Source organism: Mesorhizobium sp. 43Arga (assembly GCF_053714255.1).
This window is the reverse complement of sequence record NZ_JBSKBO010000026.1, coordinates 1-21,213: the sequence shown is the minus strand read 5'-3', so window position 1 is coordinate 21,213 and position 21,213 is coordinate 1. Positions and strand designations below refer to the sequence as shown.

Here is a 21,213-nt window from a genome sequence, read left to right as displayed (position 1 = left end):
CCCAATCAAGTCCCGCGCCGCGCGACCTGGCGGTCGTGCCAATCAAAGTAACGCATGACGAGGCCGAGAAACCATGGCCTTCCGCTATAGAAGGGCATCGTCGGAAATTTGCTGGTCGCGAACATGCTGTCCACTCCGGGCTCGCCGAGAATGCGCTCGGCGATTTTCCTGCCGAAGGTAGTTCCCAGGGTGATGCCGGAGAAATTATAGCCCATGCCGTAATGGACGCGCCCGTTATTGCCCATATGCGGCATCAGATCGAACGTCCCAGCACAATAGCCGCTCCACGCATGGCTCAACCTCAGATCACGCGCGTCGGGTAGCACGCGATCGAGAATCGCTTTCATGCGCCCTACGATCTCGTCTTGCCCTCCAAGCGGTGCCGCAGTTGCGCCACCGAATAAGATCCGGTTCGAATCCGGTGCAGGACGGAAGAAGTCGATGTTCGTGTTGGAATCGACGACCGTCCGTCCAAGGGGGATAAGCTTCTCCAACAGCGGCCGCGGCATCTCCTCGGTCGCAGCCATATAGGCACGGAACGGAACAACGCGGCGGCGGAACCACCCCAACTTTGTGGTGTAGCCATTGGTGCCCACCACCACGTCACGTGCCTTTACGATCCCTTTGGTGGTGCGGATTTCACTGCTTCCAGTGCTAAAAGCCCTGATCTCCTCCACCTCAGCGCGGCCGAAAACGGCGACTCCCGCCGCCATGGCACGATCAAGCAAGCCCTTGTGGTAGAGACCTGGATGAAGGCTGCCACTGTCCGGAATCACCGCTCCACCTAGGTAAAGATCGGTGCCCAGTCCTTCCCGTTGGCGTCCTGCTGGCACCATCGCATAGTCGAAGCCCATCTCTGCTTGCATCCTGCCGAGATCCGCTGCGAGCGCATCGAAATGCCCCTTCGACGTCGCGCCGATGAAACGGCCCGGGCGTGAAGCGAAGCAGGCGATAGCCTCGCTTTCAATGAGATCCAGCGTGAAGCGGTAGGCGGAGTGAAGTTCGGCATAGATGGCCATGGCGTCGCCCCTACCCTTTGAAGCCGAGAGATCAGAATACGACTTCTTGAGCACCCTCCCGATGAAGCCCGCATTGCGGCGTGAAGCGCCCGCGCCCGGGTCCTGCCGATCGAAAATTGCGACGCTGCGGCCGGCGCGCGCTAGATGGAGCGCCGCGCTGACTCCGGTATAGCCGCTGCCGACAACAACGACATCGTATTCGGCATCGGGGTTGCCCGCTTCAACCGCAGTTGGTGCCGCAGCATCCCACCAATAGGGTTGGAATTTGAAATCAGAAGTCATGACGTCAGGCATCTAATGGCCAATCTATTGGTGCGAGGGAATGAAGGCCGTTTTTAGGTACAAAAGTCCGTTTACCGGTACATACTTCCCATGTGTGGTCACGTCAATCGCGGCTGTGGTTACGTGCCAGTCGGTAAGGGATTACGCGTAGGAGTTCTGACGAGCCAGGTGCTCCGTCGTACCAGCGGTCGGACGTCAGCGATCTTGACCTCAGGACATTAGTTGGCGCTAAGCTGCCGAGCGGCTCCCCGAGCGCTCACCCGAGACTGGCGCAGGCCTATTTCGTAGGCGACGGCTCGTGAGCTGTTGAAACGGCGCTCAAGCTTCCACGCACACGGAACGCGAAGAGATAGAGCGTTGCTTCGGTGATTTCGCGGCAAAGCTACCACGGCAACACCCCGGGCGCTGGCAGTGGTGGCAACTTGACGCGCCGTCCTACTGTCCACCCCCGGCTTCCGACGAGCTGCGTTCGGAGTCATTTTCCTGCACCTATCAGGGATGTTCGACGGCTGTGGTGACAGCACGTTTGCGACCGCCGCAGCGGCCATTGAGAGTGGTAATCATGAAGGCCGTAGAACCGGTCACTCGCTTTAAAGATCCTTCGCGTGTTGAGGCCCGGTGGTTTGCTCATTGCCTCAGCCCGGTGGTTTGCTCATTGCCTCAGATTGGCTTTGGTCCGAGGGCGCCGAGAGCTTCGTCGTTGAAGCTTGGCTTTCGAAATCGCAGTCGAAAACGTATTTCATGTCGCCAGCGGCCGCCCTCCGAGCACTCATCGAGGCGTCGAGGCAAAGATCACCGACGTTCCGTCATGAATTGCAGGAGGCCAGTCGCGAAGAGGCTTTACTAAAGGGTTCAGCAGGTCAGAAACTTCGCCGCTGTCGGCCCAGAGATGGCTGAAAGACGTTTTGCAAGCGCGCGGGCCGACAAGCGGCGCTTGAGGCCGGATGTCGAGACGTCCGGATCGACAACGGCTGGGAGCGCCTGTTTGACGGTGACATCGGCTGTTGGTCGACGATGGCAAGCGGCGCTGCAAGGGGGCGGTCGTCAACCATGAAGCCGAGACCTACTTCCTCTTTCACCGCCCGGATTGCCACGCCTTTCGGCCGATCAAGGACTATACGGCACGCCGGATCCGAACTTTCTCCGGGACAGTGAAGGCGGCGAAGGTGCTTGCCGAGTTTCTGCCGATTGAACCGACCGAGACATACGCGACGGTGCGCAAGCGTACGATCAGAGTCGGGAGCGGCTCGACGACCGGCTCGCACAAGAAGAACGGCGGGCGGTGTCTCAAGCAGTGGATCGCCGCCAGCTCGAAATCCGGCTTCCCGGCGATACGCGCAATGAATTCGTCATTATCACCGATACGGCGCATGTTCGCAGCGCCGATCCCAATTCGGCACGAAATTTCGAGCTCGTCTTGGCCCGATGTGGCCGCAGCGGTCTCACAGGCAGCACCGACAGGCCGCAATCCGAAACCGCGCCCTTCATGCACTGGAGCGCGAAGGCTATTGCGGCTTCCGCAACGTCACCGTGATTTTGGACGGCGCCGAGATCCTGAAGCGGTTGCCTCGGGCGATGCCGAAGCCGACTGTACACATAATCGACTGGTTCCACATTGCTATGAGGGCCCAGCCGATGCAGCAGATCGTCGGCCGTACGACACACGTGAGCAAAGCGGCAGGCGATCCGGCCGATGACCTGCCGCATGCGGTGGCCGACTTCCGCGAAGTCCGAGCTCGGACATTGGTCGCGGCTCGCACGAAACTCATGCGAACGACACTGGACGTTGCGAACCCAGATTCGGGATTGATGACAACGTTCGGCCTCGTTCCGTGCCGGCAAGTTTGAGGTGCATGTTCGCTCCCGCGAATTCATCCGCCTTAGTGCTTAAATCCAACCGCCGCTTGTCCTGCGAAACGGGGTCCACTCCAGTCGCCCGCAAACTCGCCGTCATCATGCATGCGATGCTTCGCTCCGGTGAGCTCTTCAACAGAGCGACAGCCAGCACCTAACTCTCGATCTCTGTAACGCCCATGGCGTGAAGAGGCGCCCCTGCCGGGACCGAGGCTGGTCCATTCCGTTAAGACCGTTGCACCACGAGTTTGCTCGGAGCGTGCGAGACATACATTGGAAAGGACCGCCCCGCGAAGCACCACAATGCGGCGATCCATGTCGATTCGCGTAGACACCATGCTCTCGGTAAACACCTCTCACCTAAAAAGGCGCTTGCAAATATCGCTATTAGACGACGATCTTACGGATATTTGAGGGCCGCTTCTACGCGGCAGGCTCGGGGGACTTGGCCGACCTGGTGGGGTAATCCGCAACATGGGTCTTCAAGACTCCTGGCACGTTGGTCAGCCACTCGATATCTTTGGCTCCGCGTCCAGGTAGGTCACGGTTTCCGCCATCTGCCTGGGCCGCTTGTCCGCGACCTGATTGAGACAAAGGAGATAGTCCAGCCCAATTTCGGAGAGCTGAGGGGACGAAAACATTTCGCTTCCTTTTTCGCCCATCAAACTGCCTCTCACCTCGACGAGAGGGGCGTGTCAGCAGGCTGACGGCCCGGCGATCGCCGGGCCCTCTTTCTTGGAAGGTCTCACGCATGCTCTCAGGCAAACCACCAGCGATCGATGCAGCGGTTTCCATCGAGGTTCAAGTTGCTAGCGACAGGGCCATGCTGCACCTTATCCGTGACCGCATCGACTAGGCTGGGGAGTGAATGAACGATCGTGCCACCTTCGTCGTGCACGATCTGCTGCATCTCGAAGTACATTTCCTTGCGCTTGGCATCGTCCACCTCAGAACGGGCCTGCTTTAGAAGGAAGTTAAAGCGGTCGTTCTTCCAATGTGTATCGTTCCAAGCCGCGTCGGACGCGAACGATGTCGAGAACATCCAGTCGGCAGTCGCGCGGCCAAGCATGGACCCCATTATGAACGGCTTCTTTTGCCACACGTTCGTCCAATATCCGTCATCCGGCTCGCGCTTGATGTTTACGTTGATGCCAGCGGCCGCAGCCTGCTCCTTGAACAGAACGGCAACGTCCACCGCGCCTGTGAAGGCCGCGTCGGACGTCGAAAGCTCGACATCTAGGCTGTCATGGCCGGCCTGCTTCAGGAGGAATTTCGCTTTATCAGGATCGTAGAGTCGCTGCTCCAACCGGTCGTTGTAAAACCGGTACGAAGGCGTAATCGGATTGTCGTTCCCGACCTTGCCATAGCCTTTCAATACCGATTTTACGATCGCCTCGCGGTCGATAGCGTGTTTGAGCGCGAGCCTGACCTTATTGTCGGTGAAGGGCTCGACGTCAGTAAACATCAAGATTGAATTGTACTGTTTGCCGGTCACTTCGAGGATCTTGATCCCTTCGCGCTTCGCCAGCAGGTTGACGGTGCTCACATCGCAACCTTCAATAGCGTCGACCTCCCCCGAGATGAGCGCGTTTGTGTTAGCGACGACGTCCGCCACCACCAAAATCTCGGCGGAGTCGAAATTGCCTCGGCCTTCGCGCCAGTAGTTTGGATGGCGCTGCAGAATCGCACGGACGCCTGGTTCGTTGGATGAGATGGTGTAGCCTCCCGTTCCGACCATCTGTGATGTGTCGATTCGGTTGCCGGCGGCCGCGAAGATAGGCAGGTGATAGTCCGACAAGATTGCGGGAAAGTCGGCGTTGGGAGCCGAGAGAGAGAGGACCACCGTGCTCGGGCCGTCCGCCTTTATTTCGGCAATCTGCGACATGAGGCCTTTGACGGCTGAGGTTGAACCCTCGCCGCGATGGTGATTGTACGAAGCGATCACATCGTCGGGGCCGAATGTCTTACCATTGTGGAATTCAATTCCCCTGCGGAGCTTGATGATGAAACGGAGGCCGTCGGCGGTCTCAACGCTCTCTGCGAGTTCCGGAACCGCTTCTCCTCGGCTGTCGACCTCCATGAGGTAGTTGCAGACGGAGCCCGCTATCATTCGCAGGACGCTGTTGTTGTAGGTGCCCGGGTCATAGGTATCCGTCGTAGAGCCGCCAGCCGTGCCGATGCGGAAGTGACCGCCCTTTTTCGGCGTCTGAGCCAAAACGCGATTGGCAGTGGGCAGCGATATTGCGGCGGCGATGCCCAAGGCGGACGACGCCTTCAGGAAGGAGCGCCGGTCAAGCTTCCCAAGCAACGCATCCATGTCAAGCCCGTGCAATTTGTCCATATTATTCCTCCCCTTTCGCGGTTAACGGCCTGCCGAACCGATTTTCGGGACTTTGTCCCTATTTCCGATACACAATTCCAAAGAGGCAGGAATGTCAAGATCGAAGCGGTGTGGGAGCGTGACAACGTTGGATGCTATTCCATTCGCGAGCAACCAACCGAGATTTCGCTCCGTTTGAAACGATTTACGCCCCGAGAAGAGGTACAGGCCCTAGGACAAAGGATAGGCACGCGACAGACCAGTCTGGTGCAGGGGCGCGCGCATCTCGCAAGCGACGTTGAAAACGTCCATATTCCGAACAGATGGACCGACATCCACTTGGATTTGAAGGTTACGCCCAAGAACATCGTGAGCTGTTGAAAGATCGACCCGCGCGATTAGATGTTTGATCCCAGGCTCTTTGATGGTTCATCCTATCGTCCGAATCAAAGGATGCGCTATGGGCTGGGTTGTGCACGGGAGCGCCTCGACGACAGAGAGACGATTCGTCGAGCGATATAGCATAGCCATGTCTGGACGGCGCCCGCTGATCAAGGGTTTGTCTTTCAGCGATGGGGTGGTCGCGGGCGCGGTCATGTCTCGGCCTTTTGCTGCGGTATTCTGACCGCTGGCCCTGATGGTGTCCGCTGATCCTTGACCTGATCAAGAGAGCGAGCTCGAAGCTCCGACTAAGCTGCAGGCTTTCAGGATCTGTCCTCGTCTGTTCCCATCACGTCATTGTCACCCTCGAGTTCAGCCCGCGGCCTTAGCCGATGCTCCTGTTACGCCGGCGTGGCATAGTGTGTCTCGTCGCGCATGAGATGCGTTGCTCGCGCATTTGGATCAGCACCGGCTCAACAAGTACGGACCTTTGAGCAAACTTCGCTCGCGCACCTTCGGTGAAGCTTGCTCCAACCGGTACAGCTTCGCCTTGCCCACTTTTGGCGGATGCCGGTAGGTCCACGCGCTCTCGACCAGCATATGGCGAACCCGGCCGTTCCCCGCCTTGGTGATGCCGCCCCGGTCTAACCGTCTCACCGGTCGATCGTTCGCCAGGAACAAGGCCAAGATAACCCATGAGCTGGCGCGGACTCTCGAACCGCTGCACGTCGCCAACCTCGGTGGCGAATGTCACGGCAACGATCAGGTCTACGCCCCTCAGGGTCTGCAGTGCCCGGACGATCGGCGCTAGTGACCAAGCAGGAACGAACTCCTCTATCATACGCTCCAGGCGCTCGACCCGCTCTTTCGACACGCGCACCGCTTCGACCATTTCCTGGAGTGCGATCTGATGCGCGGGATGATCGAACGGCTGCTCCTGCAGCCAGCGTAGATAGCGCATCGTCCAGCCCTTCTTGCGCGGATAGATACGGCCGTGCTTGAGCATGAAGGCGCTCACATGCTGCCGGTGAACGCGCAGCGTCTCGACCGCAGCTGCCCGGGCGCGGACAAGATCCCGCATGGCCTCGTGACCTTCATCGGGAACCCACACCGCCGTCAGTTCGCCGGCGCGCAGCAGTCTGGCCAGGGAAAGAGCATCCCGGCGGTTCGTCTTCACCCGGTCGCCGAGCTTCCTTGGGATCAGCGATGGGGCGACCACCCAGCATTCATGGCCGATCGATCGGATCAGCCGATAGAGACCATAGCCGGTCGGGCCGGCCTCGTAGCAGAAATACACCCGATCAAACTTGGCGGCGATCCGCTGGCATACTCATGTCCGATGCATCAACCTGGCCGAAGAAGCGAACCTCTCCTTCCCGGCCGACATCCGCAACCGCGATGGCGTTCTTCAGTTTCGCGACATCGATTCCGACAAATGCTTCCCTATAATCTGCCACGGCTCGCCCTCCTGTGATGAGGATCGGCTCGGCCCGCCCGAGCAACCCTCGGACGCGCAGTGTAGGGCGAGCCACCTCACCGACCGAGGCGGACATACGGTCTTACGGACCAACGGCCAGGTCGAGAGAATGAACCGGACCATCAGGGACGCCACCGTCAAGCGCCTCAACTATGAGAGCCACGACCAACTCCGCACCCATCTCGCCGACTTCTTCGATCGCAGGCCCAAGACCCTCAAAGGTCTCACGCCCTACGAGTTCATCTGCAAGGCGTGGGTCTCACAACCGGAACGTTTCAAACTCTATCCGCTCCATCTTTAGGTGTAACGCACCGGCGCCAGGACTTGCGGGCTCCCGAAAATTGCTTCCGGGAAGCGGCTTACTGTGAAAAGTCATGTCGGAGACCCGCCCTGTGCGAAAAGCCGCGACGCAGGGGGGCTCTTGACATTGCGTTGAGCAGACCAGGATCAAGTCGGCGGCTTTCGGTGCTGAACCCTAACCGTGTCCTTGTGCTCTGGTCGCGAGCAGTTGCGTCAGCCAATTCGGGTCAAGCTTTGGTTCAGAGGAGAGCAGAAGGTTAGTATAGGAGTGGAGTGGCGGCTTCAAAACGGAATCCCGTGGCCCCTGATCGACGACCATTCCGTTTTGCATGACGACGATCTGGTCAGCGATGGCCTTTACTGTTGCCAGGTCGTGCGTAATGAATAGGAAGGAGGCCGAGAGCTCTTGCTGTAAGCGCTGAAGCAGTCGTAGTATGTCTTGAGCGACGAGCTGATCGAGAGCAGACGTCACTTCATCGCATATAATAAGTTCTGGCTCCGCAGCCAGCGCTCGCGCGATGCAGATGCGTTGTTTTTCTCCGCCGGACAAATCCTCGGGGAACCGACGCGCAAAGCTTTGGCCCAAGTCTATCATCTCAAGCAGTCTGGCTACGTATCTTTCCTGGGCTTTGCCTCGCAGGCCAAGGTAGAAGTCTAGCGGCCGTCCCAGTACTTCCCCGATTTGTTGCCTCGGATTGAGTGCCGTGTCAGGCGATTGATAAATCATCTGGATGCGCTTCAGGTCGGAGCGGGACCGCAGGTGCATGCGGGGGGGGAGTAGTTTTCCGTCCAGCGCAATCGTCCCTCGGGTCGGCGTCAGAAGGCCGGTGATCGCACGGGCGAGCGAACTCTTTCCACTGCCCGACTCACCAACGACGGCGACCGTCTGCTTGCGTCCCACCTCAAGAGTGACGTTCTGAAGGACGTTTACTCGTCGTGCATAGGCCGCGCTCAGGCCATCAATACGAAGGAGCGGCTGGCCCGCAGGCGATGGGGTAGACCGCCGTCGCTCGATTTTCTGGCCGAGCAGCGCTTTCGTGTAGGTTTCTCGCGGCGCGTCGAGTATCTGACGAGTATCGCCTTCCTCGACCTTGCGGCCATGCCTAAGCACCATGATCCGATCGGCGAGCTGGGTGACGACCGCGAGATCATGCGTGATATACAGCGCCGCGGTACCGAACCGTTCGACAATCAGCTTGATTGCCGTCAGTACCTCTACCTGTGTTGTCACGTCCAGTGCCGTCGTGGGTTCGTCAAAGACGATCAGCTCCGGCTGACATGACATTGCCATCGCAATCATAGCGCGTTGCAGTTGGCCGCCGGAAACCTGGTGCGGATAACGGTACCCTATGCCTTGGGGGTCGGGCAGGAGTAGCGTCTTAAACATACTTTGGGCGTCCGCTTCCGCCTGATGTCTTGTCCTGAGCCGCCGCTTGACCGGTATTTCTATGTACTGGGTGATCAGGTTCCAAGCCGGATTGAACGATGCGGCGGCGCTTTGCGCCACGTAGGCTATCCGTGAACCGCGAAGCGCCCTCAATTGCCTTTCAGGTGCTCCCACGAGCTCTCGCCCCTCGAAGCGGATCGACCCCTCTGCGAAGCGGCTGCCGTTCCTTACATAGCCGAGCGCGGCGAGGCCGGCAGTGGATTTACCGGCGCCAGATTCCCCTATGAGACCGAGCACTTCGCCGCGGTGCAACGTAAGATCCAACTCGCTGAGCACCGGGCGCCATGTATGATCCTGTCTTGCCTCGACCGTGAGGCCGGTGATCTGGAGCAACGGGCCGGTGGGTACGCTTACGCCGCTCATGCTTTCAGCCCACTCGCTCGATACAACAACCAGTCAACCGTCAGGTTGATTGCAACCGCCAACACCGCAATGGTCCCGGCAGGCAATAGCGGTGCGACCTCGCCGTAGACGATGAGCGCAGCATTCTCTCGAACCATACTGCCCCAATCGGCAGTTGGAGGCTGCATGCCTAAGCCCAAAAACGACAAACTGCTGACGAAGAGGATAGCAAAGCAGAAGCGCATCCCGAACTCAGCCAGAAGCGGCGCATTGATGTTGGGCAAGACTTCCCGCCGCATGATCCAGATGAGGCCCTCGCCGCGCAAGCGGGCCGCCTCGACGAAATCGAGCGCAAGAACGTTTGATGAAACCGCTCGCACGAGGCGAAAAACACGCGTCGCGTCGCCGAAGGCGATGACGAGTATCAGCGCAGTGATCGAGGTACCCGTAAGCGTTAGGATCAGCAAGGCGAAGATGAGTTGCGGGATGGCCATTGCGACATCCACGAACCGCCCGAGCGCGTTGTCGACCCAGCCTCCGATCGTGGCAGCAAGCAGACCCGCGGCGGTGCCGCTGAGAAATCCAATCAATGTCGCGGCCAGAGCGATGGCGATCGTATTCCTTGTCGCATACAGAAGCCGGCTCAGCATGTCGCGGCCCAGGTAGTCCGTGCCCAACAGGAAGTTGGGTCCCCAAGGTACATACTCAACTCCCACGATCTGCGATTCAGAGTAGGGCGCCAGGATCGGCGCTAGCGCCCAGACGAGGATGTACCCCGCTATGAGGATGAGGCCAATCCAGGCAGAAACCGGTGCGGATCTCAGCGGGCGCGCTTGCCTCCCGGCAAGCAAGGTCACGGCTTGGATTGCGATCAAGCCGGCGATGCCCGAGGCAGGGAATGCCGCAAAGCGGGTTTGCGCAGCGGCAACGGCGAAGCCGTAGAGGACCGAGGCAAGCAGGATTCCCAACTCTACACACCGGCTTTGCGTGCCCTTTAAAAGGATCGCAGCCATTCCGCCAAAAGCGACGACTGCAAGAGCGATTGCGCCCCGATTCCCCTGCGCCCAGGCGGCATTCGCCAAGACCGCAAAGACAAGTCCGGTGGCGCCGATCGCGAGCCAGACCGTGACGCTGCGTCGGATTGCAAGACCGGTCATGTGGCTCCTCTGACTCAGCGCGGGTGAAGAAGGCGGGGATTGGTTAGAATAGTCAAAACATCGGCGATCAGGTTCAGCGAAACGTACGTCACCGCGAAGAACATACTGCATGTCTGAACGACCGGAACATCTCTGCGGGCGACGGAGTCGACCAGAAGCTGACCGACGCCCGGGTATACGAAGATGACTTCGACCACCACGACACCAACGACGAGATAAGCCAGACTGAGGGCCACGACGTTGATGATCGGCGCGAATGCGTTGGGGAGCGCGTGCCGCACGATTACGCCACTCGGCGTCGCGCCTTTGAGCTGCGCCATTTGGATGTACGGCTGCGCCAAAAGATTGACGATCGCTGCGCGGGTCATGCGCATCATATAGCCAAACACCCCAAGGGTGAGGGCAAACGCTGGTAGCGCCGTACGGTAAAGACGTTCGCCGAAATTGAGGTCGGGGTGGATGTTCGAGATGCCCGGGAAGAGCCCCGCCCTGGCGCTGAAGACTAGTATGAGGAGATAGCAAAGAAAGTATTCAGGGAGCGAGATCGAAATCGATGCAGTGACGTTGATCGCCCGGTCAAACATTGAATGCCTGTGAGTCGCGGCGAGTATCCCGAAACCCAGCGCAAACGGGACGGCGATGACGGCGGCGAAGCCCCCTAGGAAGAGCGTGTTCCAAATACGAGTGCTGATGAGATCGGATATCTTGCGGTGGGTCACTACTGATTTACCAAGATCGCCCGTCAGAACCCCGCCTAGCCAATTGAAATAACGTTCGACGGGGGGCACATTGAGACCAAGCTCTTGCCGCAAAGCGGCAACATTTTCGGGAGTGGCATCCCGGCCTAGTATGGATTGGGCGGCATCGCCAGGTAGCAACTCGACCCCAACGAACAGGATGAGGGAGATGATGAAGAGCGTCGCGGCGCCGAAGGCCACCCGTTTGGCGATCAGTTGCAGAATTTTCTTCATAATCTCACGACTCTAAAGTCCATGCACTTGTAGTTTCAGTGAAGGCTCTACGGCGGAAAAGTCCTCTTGGGCCAGGTCGCGCGTGATTATTACCAGCCCATCCTCCCGCTCCAGACCCTCGGCGATCTCGCGCGGTGGGTCAAATGTCCCGCCAACTCCCTGAATAAGGATGCGACGCCCCTCAGCCCGGACGAATCCCTTCGTCCGCAACAGGCGATCACCGCAGTACCCGACCAAATTCTCAATCCACTCAGAAAGTTGCTCCCACTTAGGCTCTTCAAATTTGATCAGGAAAACTTTTACCCTGGTGTGTTTGAAGTTATTCGGTTGTTGGCGCGCCACAACGGGAAAACTCGATCGAAATGGCATTTGGATAGCAGCAAAGGCAAGCCGCGCCCGTTGTGTGCGGTCGCGCTCGTTCACGATTGCCGCGAGCGGATTCAGATACGCGGCGGCTTGGCTCGCCCTGCCGGAGGCGAGGTGGTCAGCGCGATCCACCTTCGTAACGACGATCGTCTGCGCGGCCGCGAGCTGAGCGACGGCTTCCTCAAAGCGAGCTGTCGTGTCAGGCCCCTGCTCGCTATCATAGGTCGATAACACCGTTGTGCGCAGAGGCATCCCAATACTTAGGAGCGATCTCAAAATCGGAGAAGGCGTCGACAAGCCGCTTGTTTCGATAATAATGCGCTCGAAAGGTTGCCCTCCTACCGCCTCCCTCTCCGCGAGCAGAGCCAAGATGGCGTTGGGCAGCTCGCTATTAAGCGAACAGCATACGCAGCCGTTATCGAGTGTCGCGACTGGGAGCCCAGTGCGCCCCGTCGATATGACCGCACCATCCACATCGATCTGACCTACCTCGTTGACAATGATGCCGGTATTTGCGGTCCCCGGATCCCGTATGTGGTCAAGGATTATCGAAGTTTTTCCGCTTCCGAGAAAGCCTGTTAGCAGAAAAATTTGCGGGTGGAATCGTTGGGCATTGAAGCTCATACGTTGTCTTGACCGAGCAAGGTGTCAATGTTGGCTCCGGCCCAGCTTTGCGCCACGATCTCACGCACATCCACCAGCAGTTCGGCCGTATCGTAGACCACGCCGTTGCGAATTGTGTACTGGAGGCCACGCCGCCATTCTGACCGACCTGTCGCGTCATTGAGGCGCAGCGCGCCCGTCCCGTAAAGGAATTTTAAATCTTCGAGCGGGTTTTCTTGGTGGACAAGCAGGTCGGCGCACTTCCCAACCTGGACTGTGCCGATCTCGTCGGCCAGTCCCATTAGTTCTGCGCCGCACATCGTCGCGGCGCGAATGGTTTCCAGAGGATGGAAACCGGCTTCCTGGAACCATTCGAGATCGCGTATGAAGCAGAAGCCATAAATTTGGTATAGGAATCCCGCATCACTGGCCGGGCAAACGCGGCCGCCTTTCTTCATATAGTCATACACGAATGCGGACCATCGGCGGAAATGTTCCTTCCACTCGACCTCGTTTCGTGTCGACCATTGAAACCAATACGAACCATGGTTTTGGCGCTGCGGCTCAAAAAAGTCCCACAGGTTCTTATGCGTATATTTGTCATGCCAATCGGCGCGCCGAGCCCGCATCAGGTCCCGGTTAGCCTCCAAGATGGCAAGTGTGGGGACGAACGTATGGTCAAGCTCGAGGAAACGGTCGAGCGTTTCGTTCCATTTCGCGCTGCCCGGCTCAGCCGCGTGAATGAAGTTCTGGCTGCTACTATTGTACCTTAGGTATTCGTCCATAAAATCGTAGTTGGCCGGGTAAGGCTGAAGGCTCGTTCGCTCGAACATCGCTTCAGGAACACCGTAAAAATGTTCCGTGCTTGTAAGCCCCCAGCTTGCGGTTGTCAGTGCGTTCAACCTGGAAAGAGCCATTTGCGGGTGATGGCAGCCGGATCGGAGGCCTAGCGCCTTCGATTCTTCCAGAGCGGCTTTGAAGATCGCCGGCGAGGCGCCGTAGAACTTGACGCCGTCTGCGCCTCTTTCGGCGATGGCCCGCAACCAGGCGCGGCCTTCTTCCGGCGTGTGAATGATGTTCAGGGACTCATCACTCGAAGGAAACATCGCGTAGGCCATGATCCGGGGCGCAGTGATCTCGTTGGCTTCGGATGCAGCTTTCTGCTGGAGCGTCCAGCCCAGCCCGTTCGACGATGACATATCGCGGACGGTCGTGATGCCATGCGCCAACCACAGTTTGTAGACGTATTCGACCGGCGCCTGCTCGCCGTTGGCCGCGTGAAGATAATTGCCTATGTGGACGTGGGAGTCGACGAATCCTGGCGTTACCCATTTCCCATGGCAGTCAATCTCGAAATCCCCCTGCGGCGGGCGACGTTCGGGGTTGATCGGCAACCTTGGAAAGCCGACACTGACGATCTGGGTTATGCGCCCGTTCTCAACCACGATGTCAATCGGCCCCATTGGAGGAGCTCCGGTGCCGTCGATGACCGTGGCCCCGCGAAGGACCATTCGAGGAAAAGGTCCCACGCCGTGGTCGCGGCTGCGGGCCGGCGCAAGCGCGGGCATTCCGCGAGCGGTCATTAGCACTATCTCTTCGTCGCCGGCCGGGGTTCCGGGAGGGGGAAGAATCAAATTGGACATTGGATTGTAGCTCCCGCTCCCGTTTTTCGGGTATTACGACCGTTTTCTGGATTTATTACCGCGGCCACGCGGGAGTCAAGGGGGGGTGGCGGTCCATAAGACTGAGATCATACAGCGGATGGTTACGGACACCTCCATTGCGTTGGTTTAGATTCGCCTTACACGGGATTTCCAGCAGAGGTCACGTTCAGGCTGCGCCTCCTTGACCGGAGACCTTGAATCCGGTGTAACTCGTCGCGCTGCGACTATATCAAAGAAGGGATCACCAACTTTGCCCGTTAGCAAGACACCCGAGCCGAAATCCGGACCTTTGGAGCGCTATGTCACGGTCTTGGAAACGGTCATCAGCGCGCCCGACGGGTTGACCACACGTGATCTTGAAACCATGCTCGCTCTGCCGAGGACAACGGTCAATCGCCTCCTCTCGGCGCTGGCTGCAAGCGACCTTTTGGAACCTGGAAAACGGCGTGGCTCGTTCGTTCTTGGACGCAGACTATCTCAGATCCTGCAGTCAGACACCGCATGGATTGAGCTCGCTAGCAGGCGCCTGCTCAAGTCTCTCGCAGAGGAGAGCGGAGAAACTTGCTTTATCGTACGGCTTTATGGAGCGACCGTGCGGTCTTTGGTTATGGAATCCCCAGATGCAAGTGTAGGCGTCTACGTCACTCCCGGCCACATCCTACCTCCGCACGCCACGGCAACAGGCAAGCTGTTAACCGCCATGCAGGAATCGAGTCTGCGCGAGGCGATCTTGCAGACGGAATTGAAGAGTCTCACGCCTCATACCATCATTGATAGAGCGAAGCTGGAGCAGGAGTACCAACGGATCCGCGAGCAAGGTTATGCAGTCGAGAACGGCGAGCAGGTGCGGGGCTTATTTACGATCGCGTGCCCTATCGTTCTGATGGAAGGGCAAGCTCCGATCTACGCGCTGGGAATGACGGGGCCGGCCGAGAGAATGGGAGGCCAGCCGCTGTCCTTATTGGTAACGAAGTTGCAGCATACGGCTGCCGAGTTCGCAAACGTATTCACTCCAAACGGGAAGAAAAGGTTGTAAGCTACAAGCGAGAGTCAGGAACCTGGCTGAAACCAACCGCGGTCACACGATGCGCCGATCGCTTTGGGCGTCGCGACTTTGCGCGGAATACCGTAGGTATAGTTTCGAATTCATCGAGACGCATTCATCTGGAACATTTTTTAGCTGTGCGAGCAACTAGGGCTCGTTGAGAATCAGGATTGAACGAAGCCGCTGACGCGGCATTTGGTGCGCGGGTTTGCGGATAAAGCTTCTGTTGAAAGATTGCGGCTGTTGAAGCGCAATCTTGAGAACAGGAGCAATGAATGGGAGAGTCTTCGCCGGCAGATGATCGATGACATGACAATCCGCAATCTGTCACCAGCCAGCCAAGGATCCTACATCCACGCGGTAGCGAAGTTCCCGTTAGTTCGGCCACTCACCCGCGTCCGCGCTAGATTGCGAATTGAATTCCTCCGAAGCGACGGAGAATCCCCGCGTTGGTCATTGTCGCATGTCCGACCAAGTCGGACATGCGAATGGCAATGTTAGCGCCACGATATGAGTTTTAAAGGATTGGTCCCTTGGCACGGTTCATGCGGCGAGTATCCGCAAGCGCGTTACCGACTGGGAAGAACCGTTCATGACCACGCTCATCGACTATCCTGTTGGCTCCGTCAACTCGGAGACGCTCGCAGCAACAGCTGATTGCCGGCGGCGCCATCCACAACGGTCAGCTTCTTTCCTGTTTTCGGCTAAGGCGAAGTTCAAATGAGCCGTATTGCGCGTGAGATGAGACGCGAGTTCGCTGATGCTGCATGGCAAGTGCGTCATGCTCTTACTCGCATTGACCAGATCCGAGAATGGATGGGGGACGCCGTCGACGGCAACCTATTGCGAGACATTGAGTTCGGCCTCGCGCACGCGCCGATGGCGATGCGGATCACGCCTTATGTGCTGAACCTGATCGATTGGTCGAACTTTCTCCAAGACCCCATCCGCAAGCAATTCATTCCCGTCGGAAGCGAAATTATTCCGTCTCACCCATTGTTAAAAATGGATTCATTACATGAACGAGACAGTTCGCCTGTAGATGGACTGGTGCATCGTTATCAAGACAAGGCACTTTTACTCGCTACGGATCGCTGCCCAGTCTATTGTCGTTTTTGTACCCGCAGTTACCGCGTGGGCCTAGACACCGAATCGGTCGCGAAGAAAAGGGCGGCGCCATTCCAGAGCCGATGGGATACTACTCTGGCATATCTTCGTGCGACCCCCGTCATCGTTGATGTAGTGGTTTCGGGAGGTGATTGCTTTTGCCTAAAACCTTCCCGACTTTTGGCGGTCGGCATGGGCCTTCTATCCATCCCCTCAATTCGCCGCATCCGTTTCGCGACGAAAGGCCTTGCTGTACTGCCTATGAAAATCACAAGCGATCATGAGTGGACTGATGCTCTTGTCACCATTAGCGATGCCGGCCGGAATCAGGGCGTAGAGATTTCATTTCACACCCACTTCAACCATCCTGGAGAAATCACCGACTACACGATTGCCGCTGCAGAGCTTCTCTTCAAGCGGGGAATAAGGATGCGTAATCAGTCGGTTCTGCTGGCTGGTGTCAATGATGATACCGAGGTTATGAAACAGCTTGTCAAATCACTTTCAAATATGCATATCCAGCCTTACTACGTGTATACGTGTGATCTTGTCGACGGAATCGAGCACATGCGGTGCTCGATAAGAACAGCATGTGAGATAGAAAAGGCCTTACGTGGGATCACGGCTGGCTATAATACTCCGTTGTTCGTTGTCGACACGCCAGGAGGCGGTGGAAAGCGTGACGTCCACAGCTTCGAGCATTATGACAATTGGACAGGGATTGCTGTGTACCGGTCGCCATCTGTCCGTCCGGACCAGCTGTTCATATATCCGGATCCTTTGCAGTCCCTACCTTCAGATGCGCAGGCGGCGTGGTTAGAGCCCCAGCGAGCAAATCGCATACTGAGCAATGCGGTTGAGGCCGCCCGAACAAAAGCGATGGCGGTTTGAATGAGCGACTCTGCGTCATGCAAAAGAGATGTCGCGAAACTCGAGTTTGGGGAGGGCGGCTCCAGGAAACTGGAAGCAAATTTATCGCCTGATGCTGTAGCACAGCCACCGTCGCATTTGTTCTACCTATCCAGCCTGCGCCGGCCGCTGATCGACCGTGCCGAAGGTATCTACATGTGGACGCAGGATGGCCGCCGTTTCATCGACGGATCGAGCGGCCCGATGGTCGCCAATATCGGCCATTCCAACCGCAATGTGCTCGATGCGATGAAGCGCCAGATGGATCGCGCCACCTTCGCCTACCGGCTGCATTTCGAGAACGAGCCAGCCGAAGAGCTGGCGCGTGAGCTTGCCGGCAAGCTTCCGGAAGGCATGGACCGCATCTTCTTCGTCTCCGGCGGCTCCGAAGCGACGGAATCCTGCATCAAGCTGGCGCGGCAATGGGCCGTCTCCACCGGCCAGGCCAGCCGCTGGAAGGTGATCACCCGCTTTCCTTCCTATCATGGCGGGACGCTCGGTTCGCTTTCGATCACCGGCGACGACGCGCTGGCCGAAACTTTCACACCGATGATGCGGGTGATGCCGACCGTGCCGGCACCGACCGCCTGGCGCGACCGCGACAATCTCTCGATGGAGCAGCGTGGCGTCCGCTACGCCGACATGCTGGAGGAAAAGATCCTCGCCGAAGGTCCTGAAAGCGTCGTCGCCTTCATCATGGAGCCGATCGGCGGCGCGGCAACCGCGGCCCTGGTGGCGCCCGACAGCTATTATGCGCGCATCCGCGAGATCTGCGACCGCTACGGCATCCTGCTGATCCATGACGAGGTGATGAGCGGTGCTGGCCGCACCGGCAAATTCCTCGGCGGCGACCACTGGAACTGCAGGCCTGATATCGTCGCGCTGTCGAAGGGGCTGGGTTCAGGCTATGCGCCACTCGGCGCGCTGGCGGCGCCGATGCGACTGGTCGAGCCGCTGCTCGCGTCAGGCGGTTTCCAGCATGGCCACACCTATGCCGGCAATCCGCTCGCCTGCGCCGCCGGGCTTGCGGTGCTGGGCGAAATGGACCGGCTCGACCTGATCGCCAAAGCTGCCGCCACGGGCGACGTGCTGATGGACGGGCTGCAGGGGCTGGCGAAGCGCTTCCCGTTCATCGCCGATGTGCGCGGCAAGGGGCTACTTACAGGCGCCGAAATGGTCGCCGATCCCGATACACTGAGACCAATCGACCAAGGCAAGAAGGCGACGCAGCGTCTGCTCGACCTCGCCTATGAACGAGGGCTGATCATCTATGGCCGCAGGGTCAAGGGCGGCGTCGACGGCGACAACTTCATGGTGGCGCCGCCGATGATCGTCACCAGCGAGCAGGTCGGCGAGATCATCTCCATCATCGGCGACTCGCTGGAGGCGCTCGCCTCCGAGCTCGACCTGCCGGTCGAAGACCGGGGGTAGAGCAAATGGCACCGCGTAAAGTCATCATCACTTGCGCCGTCACCGGCTCGGTGCATACGCCGTCGATGTCGCCCTATCTGCCGGTGGCGCCGGACCAGATTGCCGCGGACGCCATCGCCGCGGCCGAGGCCGGTGCCTCGATCCTGCATCTGCATGCCCGCGACCCAAAAGACGGGCGGCCGACCGCCGATCCCGATGTGTTCATGCAGTTCCTGCCGCGCATCAAGCAGGCGACTGACGCCGTGATCAACATCACCACCGGCGGCTCCTCGCTGATGACACTGGACCAGCGGTTGGCGGCGCCGTTTCGGGCGGAGCCCGAAATGTGCTCGCTCAATGTGGGCTCGATGAATTTCGCGCCCTTCCCGACCCTAGAACGGCCACGTGAATGGGAGCACGAATGGGAGCCGAACCTGCTTGAAGCTAGGTGCGACAGGAATTTGAAAAACAGATACGCCGATATGGAGTCGATAATAAAGAAGCTCAGCAAAGGCTCCGGCACGCGCTTCGAGTTCGAATGCCACGATATCGGCCATCTCTATTCCCTGGCGTATGTTCTCGACCGGGGGCTGGTGTCGGGGCCGCTGTTCATCCAGTTCGTGCTGGGCATCCTAGGCGGCATCGGCGCCGATCCGGACAATCTTGTCCACATGAAGCACATCGCCGACAAATTGTTCGGCGACAGCTTTCAGTTTTCGGTGCTCGCCGCCGGCAGCCACCAGATGCCGATGATCGTGATTGCGGCGGCAATGGGAGGCAATGTGTGCGTCGGGCTTGAGGACGGTCTCTATGACGGGCGGCAACTGGCCAAGTCCAATGCCGACCAGGTCCGGCGCATCCGCAGCGTGCTGGATGGCCTGTCACTGGAGGTTGCCACACCAGCAGATGCTCGTGAGATGCTGGCGCTGAAGGGTGGCGAGCGCGTAGCGTTCTGAGGGATTCTGAGATGCTTGCGATCCTTTCCACCCCCCTCTGTTCTGCCGGACATCTCTCCGCAAGGGGGAGAGATGTCCGGCAGAACAGAGGGGGGTGCCCGGAAACCGTGCCTGTCGTCAGCAAGCCGTCCAAAATCCTCTTCCGCCCCGACATCATCGACCACGTCGAAATCATCCACGCCGTGCTTCTGTGGCTCGGCACCCACAGCGGCGCGCGTCAGGAAATCACCTCAAGGCCCGACGACCTCAGCCGCTACGGCTTTGGCGACAAGGCTGCCCTCTCAACCCTGATCGCCGATGTCGATGGCGAATTCGCTGGGCCGTGCCTGCATTTCCCGATCTTCTCCACCCGGATGAGGCGGCTCTTTGTGCAGGACCGCTATGTCGAAAGCCGCTCTCGCGGCTGGCGAGCGCCTGCTGCGTCGCGTCGCGCCAGAATGGCGGTCTACCGTCGACACCACAATGACCCCCAAGGCCGTTTATGAAAAACTTGGCCATTGCTGGTCGACCAAGTGCGAAAGTTCGTCGGCGAAGCATTGTTCGCCTTTGCCAAAGCACCGGAGACATGACGATGAAAGCCTTTTTTGCGAAGGAACAGAGGCGCCACGACCCAAAGACTTTCCTCTCCAGGGGCTCAGCCCAGCCCCACCCGGAAACGCCGGCACGGGTCGAGAGATTATTAGTCGGGGCATCATCAGCCGGTTTGACCGTTGAGCGGCCAAAGAATCATGGTCTTAGGCCGATCGCCGCCGTGCACACACCTGAATATCTCGATTTTCTCGAGCATATCTTCGCCCGCTGGCAACGTATCGAGGGGGCCTCGGCGGAGGTGATCCCCAACATCCACCCGATCGCCCGCAACGGCTCGTATCCGGCGTCCGCCGTCGGCCAGGCCGGCTATCACATGGCCGACACCGCTTGCCCGATCTCAGGCGAGACATGGCAAAGTGCACTGTGGAGCGCCTGGAGCGCGGTCGAGGCGGCGGAAACCGTGATGGCAGGCGCGCCGGCCGCCTATGCACTGAGCCGCCCGCCCGGGCACCACGCCTTTGCCGATGTCGCCGGCGGCTTCTGCTTCATCAACAACTCAGCCATCGCGGCACAGGTGCTGCGCAGGCAGGCATCCCGCGTGGCGATCCTCGATGTCGACCTGCATCACGGCAACGGGACGCAAGGCATTTTTTATGCGCGACTTGATGTGCTCACCGTCTCGCTGCATGCCGACCCGGTGCGCTTCTACCCATTTTTCTGGGGTTACGCCAACGAGCGCGGTGAAGGCGCCGGCCTCGGTTACAACCTCAACCTGCCGCTGCCGCACAAATCCGGCGACACGGCATTTTTGGAAGCGCTTGCAACTGCCCTCCGGCGGATTCGCGCCTTCGCGCCCGAGGCGCTGGTCGTGGCGCTCGGTCTCGACGCCTTCGAGGGCGATCCGTTAGGCGGACTGTCGGTGACGACATCAGGATTCTCGCGCATCGGCGAGGCCATCGCCGGGCTTGGCCTGCCAACGGTCATCGTCCAGGAAGGCGGCTATCTTTGCGGCGCGCTCGGCGACAACCTCACCGCCTTCCTGACCGCCTTCGGCGGCAAACTACACTGCTAG

General features: G+C 59.0%; 15 protein-coding genes and 2 pseudogenes. 8 read left to right on the top strand and 9 right to left on the bottom strand.

The features are described 5' to 3' along the window. Nucleotides 1–5: 5 nt before the first annotated feature. The 4 genes and pseudogenes from ACWGS8_RS34335 to ACWGS8_RS34320 all read right to left on the bottom strand — a co-directional run. Nucleotides 6–1,313 (bottom strand): NAD(P)/FAD-dependent oxidoreductase, encoded by a 1,308-nt coding sequence (locus ACWGS8_RS34335; protein WP_454585077.1) that lies wholly within the window; start codon nucleotides 1,311–1,313, stop codon nucleotides 6–8. Between the two features lie 1,102 nt (nucleotides 1,314–2,415). Further along, the gene (locus ACWGS8_RS34330) at nucleotides 2,416–2,673 is read right to left on the bottom strand and encodes a hypothetical protein (protein ID WP_454585076.1); all 258 of its coding nucleotides are present in this window, start codon (nucleotides 2,671–2,673) and stop codon (nucleotides 2,416–2,418) included. Nucleotides 2,674–3,912: 1,239 nt separating this feature from the next. Further along, a complete protein-coding gene (locus ACWGS8_RS34325) occupies nucleotides 3,913–5,496 on the bottom strand; it encodes an ABC transporter substrate-binding protein (protein WP_454585075.1) in 1,584 nt (527 codons plus the stop codon). Nucleotides 5,497–6,360: 864 nt separating this feature from the next. Continuing rightward, a pseudogene (locus tag ACWGS8_RS34320) lies at nucleotides 6,361–7,313 on the bottom strand (IS110 family transposase); the annotation flags it as partial. Between the two features lie 108 nt (nucleotides 7,314–7,421). Here ACWGS8_RS34320 and ACWGS8_RS34315 point away from each other — a divergent pair. Then, nucleotides 7,422–7,634, top strand: a pseudogene (locus tag ACWGS8_RS34315) (IS481 family transposase); the annotation flags it as partial. 174 nt (nucleotides 7,635–7,808) lie between these two features. On the opposite strand, the gene ACWGS8_RS34310 reads toward ACWGS8_RS34315, so the two are convergent. Genes ACWGS8_RS34310 through ACWGS8_RS34290 form a run of 5 tightly spaced genes read right to left on the bottom strand, consistent with a single transcriptional unit; the run spans nucleotide 7,809 to nucleotide 14,162 of the window. Beyond that, nucleotides 7,809–9,443, bottom strand: coding sequence for an ABC transporter ATP-binding protein (locus ACWGS8_RS34310; RefSeq protein ID WP_454585074.1), 1,635 nt, complete (start codon nucleotides 9,441–9,443; stop codon nucleotides 7,809–7,811). Next, nucleotides 9,440–10,579, bottom strand: a complete 1,140-nt coding sequence (locus ACWGS8_RS34305; RefSeq protein ID WP_454585073.1) for an ABC transporter permease — start codon at nucleotides 10,577–10,579, stop codon at nucleotides 9,440–9,442. Before ACWGS8_RS34305 ends, ACWGS8_RS34310 begins: the two co-directional genes overlap by 4 nt. Nucleotides 10,580–10,593: 14 nt before the next feature. After that, nucleotides 10,594–11,550: an ABC transporter permease gene (locus ACWGS8_RS34300; protein WP_454585072.1), complete on the bottom strand. Its 957-nt coding sequence runs from the start codon at nucleotides 11,548–11,550 to the stop codon at nucleotides 10,594–10,596. Nucleotides 11,551–11,562: 12 nt separating this feature from the next. Beyond that, on the bottom strand, nucleotides 11,563–12,540 hold the full coding sequence (locus tag ACWGS8_RS34295; RefSeq protein ID WP_454585071.1) for a CobW family GTP-binding protein: 978 nt from the start codon (nucleotides 12,538–12,540) through the stop codon (nucleotides 11,563–11,565). Beyond that, nucleotides 12,537–14,162 carry an amidohydrolase family protein gene (locus tag ACWGS8_RS34290; RefSeq protein ID WP_454585070.1) on the bottom strand — a complete coding sequence of 542 codons (1,626 nt, stop codon included), beginning with the start codon at nucleotides 14,160–14,162 and terminating at the stop codon, nucleotides 12,537–12,539. Before ACWGS8_RS34290 ends, ACWGS8_RS34295 begins: the two co-directional genes overlap by 4 nt. 202 nt (nucleotides 14,163–14,364) lie before the next feature. Between ACWGS8_RS34290 and ACWGS8_RS34285 the strand changes: the two genes are divergently transcribed. From ACWGS8_RS34285 to ACWGS8_RS34255, 7 genes are all read left to right on the top strand, one after another. Then, nucleotides 14,365–15,219 carry an IclR family transcriptional regulator gene (locus ACWGS8_RS34285; protein ID WP_454585069.1) on the top strand — a complete coding sequence of 285 codons (855 nt, stop codon included), beginning with the start codon at nucleotides 14,365–14,367 and terminating at the stop codon, nucleotides 15,217–15,219. Between the two features lie 601 nt (nucleotides 15,220–15,820). After that, nucleotides 15,821–15,952, top strand: coding sequence for a hypothetical protein (locus tag ACWGS8_RS34280; RefSeq protein WP_454585068.1), 132 nt, complete (start codon nucleotides 15,821–15,823; stop codon nucleotides 15,950–15,952). Continuing rightward, the gene (locus ACWGS8_RS34275; protein WP_454585067.1) at nucleotides 15,949–17,226 is read left to right on the top strand and encodes a KamA family radical SAM protein; all 1,278 of its coding nucleotides are present in this window, start codon (nucleotides 15,949–15,951) and stop codon (nucleotides 17,224–17,226) included. The genes ACWGS8_RS34280 and ACWGS8_RS34275 overlap by 4 nt, the downstream gene beginning before the upstream one ends. Before the next feature lie 69 nt (nucleotides 17,227–17,295). Beyond that, on the top strand, nucleotides 17,296–18,675 hold the full coding sequence (locus ACWGS8_RS34270; protein WP_454585085.1) for an aminotransferase family protein: 1,380 nt from the start codon (nucleotides 17,296–17,298) through the stop codon (nucleotides 18,673–18,675). Nucleotides 18,676–18,680: 5 nt separating this feature from the next. Beyond that, nucleotides 18,681–19,610 carry a 3-keto-5-aminohexanoate cleavage protein gene (locus ACWGS8_RS34265; RefSeq protein ID WP_454585066.1) on the top strand — a complete coding sequence of 310 codons (930 nt, stop codon included), beginning with the start codon at nucleotides 18,681–18,683 and terminating at the stop codon, nucleotides 19,608–19,610. A gap of 107 nt (nucleotides 19,611–19,717) precedes the next feature. Further along, the gene (locus tag ACWGS8_RS34260; protein ID WP_454585065.1) at nucleotides 19,718–20,095 is read left to right on the top strand and encodes a hypothetical protein; all 378 of its coding nucleotides are present in this window, start codon (nucleotides 19,718–19,720) and stop codon (nucleotides 20,093–20,095) included. A gap of 86 nt (nucleotides 20,096–20,181) precedes the next feature. Further along, nucleotides 20,182–21,213, top strand: coding sequence for a histone deacetylase family protein (locus ACWGS8_RS34255; RefSeq protein WP_454585064.1), 1,032 nt, complete (start codon nucleotides 20,182–20,184; stop codon nucleotides 21,211–21,213).

Excerpts from the sequence above, each read along its gene's own strand:
- ACWGS8_RS34300 (WP_454585072.1), bottom strand. The coding sequence starts at position 11,550 with ATGAAGAAAATTCTGCAACTGATCGCCAAACGGGTGGCCTTCGGCGCC.
- ACWGS8_RS34275 (WP_454585067.1), top strand. The coding sequence starts at position 15,949 with ATGAGCCGTATTGCGCGTGAGATGAGACGCGAGTTCGCTGATGCTGCA.
- ACWGS8_RS34265 (WP_454585066.1), top strand. The coding sequence starts at position 18,681 with ATGGCACCGCGTAAAGTCATCATCACTTGCGCCGTCACCGGCTCGGTG.
- ACWGS8_RS34280 (WP_454585068.1), top strand. The coding sequence starts at position 15,821 with ATGACCACGCTCATCGACTATCCTGTTGGCTCCGTCAACTCGGAGACG.
- ACWGS8_RS34295 (WP_454585071.1), bottom strand. The coding sequence starts at position 12,540 with ATGAGCTTCAATGCCCAACGATTCCACCCGCAAATTTTTCTGCTAACA.
- ACWGS8_RS34305 (WP_454585073.1), bottom strand. The coding sequence starts at position 10,579 with ATGACCGGTCTTGCAATCCGACGCAGCGTCACGGTCTGGCTCGCGATC.
- ACWGS8_RS34335 (WP_454585077.1), bottom strand. The coding sequence starts at position 1,313 with ATGCCTGACGTCATGACTTCTGATTTCAAATTCCAACCCTATTGGTGG.
- ACWGS8_RS34255 (WP_454585064.1), top strand. The coding sequence starts at position 20,182 with ATGAAAGCCTTTTTTGCGAAGGAACAGAGGCGCCACGACCCAAAGACT.
- ACWGS8_RS34290 (WP_454585070.1), bottom strand. The coding sequence starts at position 14,162 with ATGTCCAATTTGATTCTTCCCCCTCCCGGAACCCCGGCCGGCGACGAA.
- ACWGS8_RS34325 (WP_454585075.1), bottom strand. The coding sequence starts at position 5,496 with ATGGACAAATTGCACGGGCTTGACATGGATGCGTTGCTTGGGAAGCTT.
- ACWGS8_RS34330 (WP_454585076.1), bottom strand. The coding sequence starts at position 2,673 with ATGCGCCGTATCGGTGATAATGACGAATTCATTGCGCGTATCGCCGGG.
- ACWGS8_RS34310 (WP_454585074.1), bottom strand. The coding sequence starts at position 9,443 with ATGAGCGGCGTAAGCGTACCCACCGGCCCGTTGCTCCAGATCACCGGC.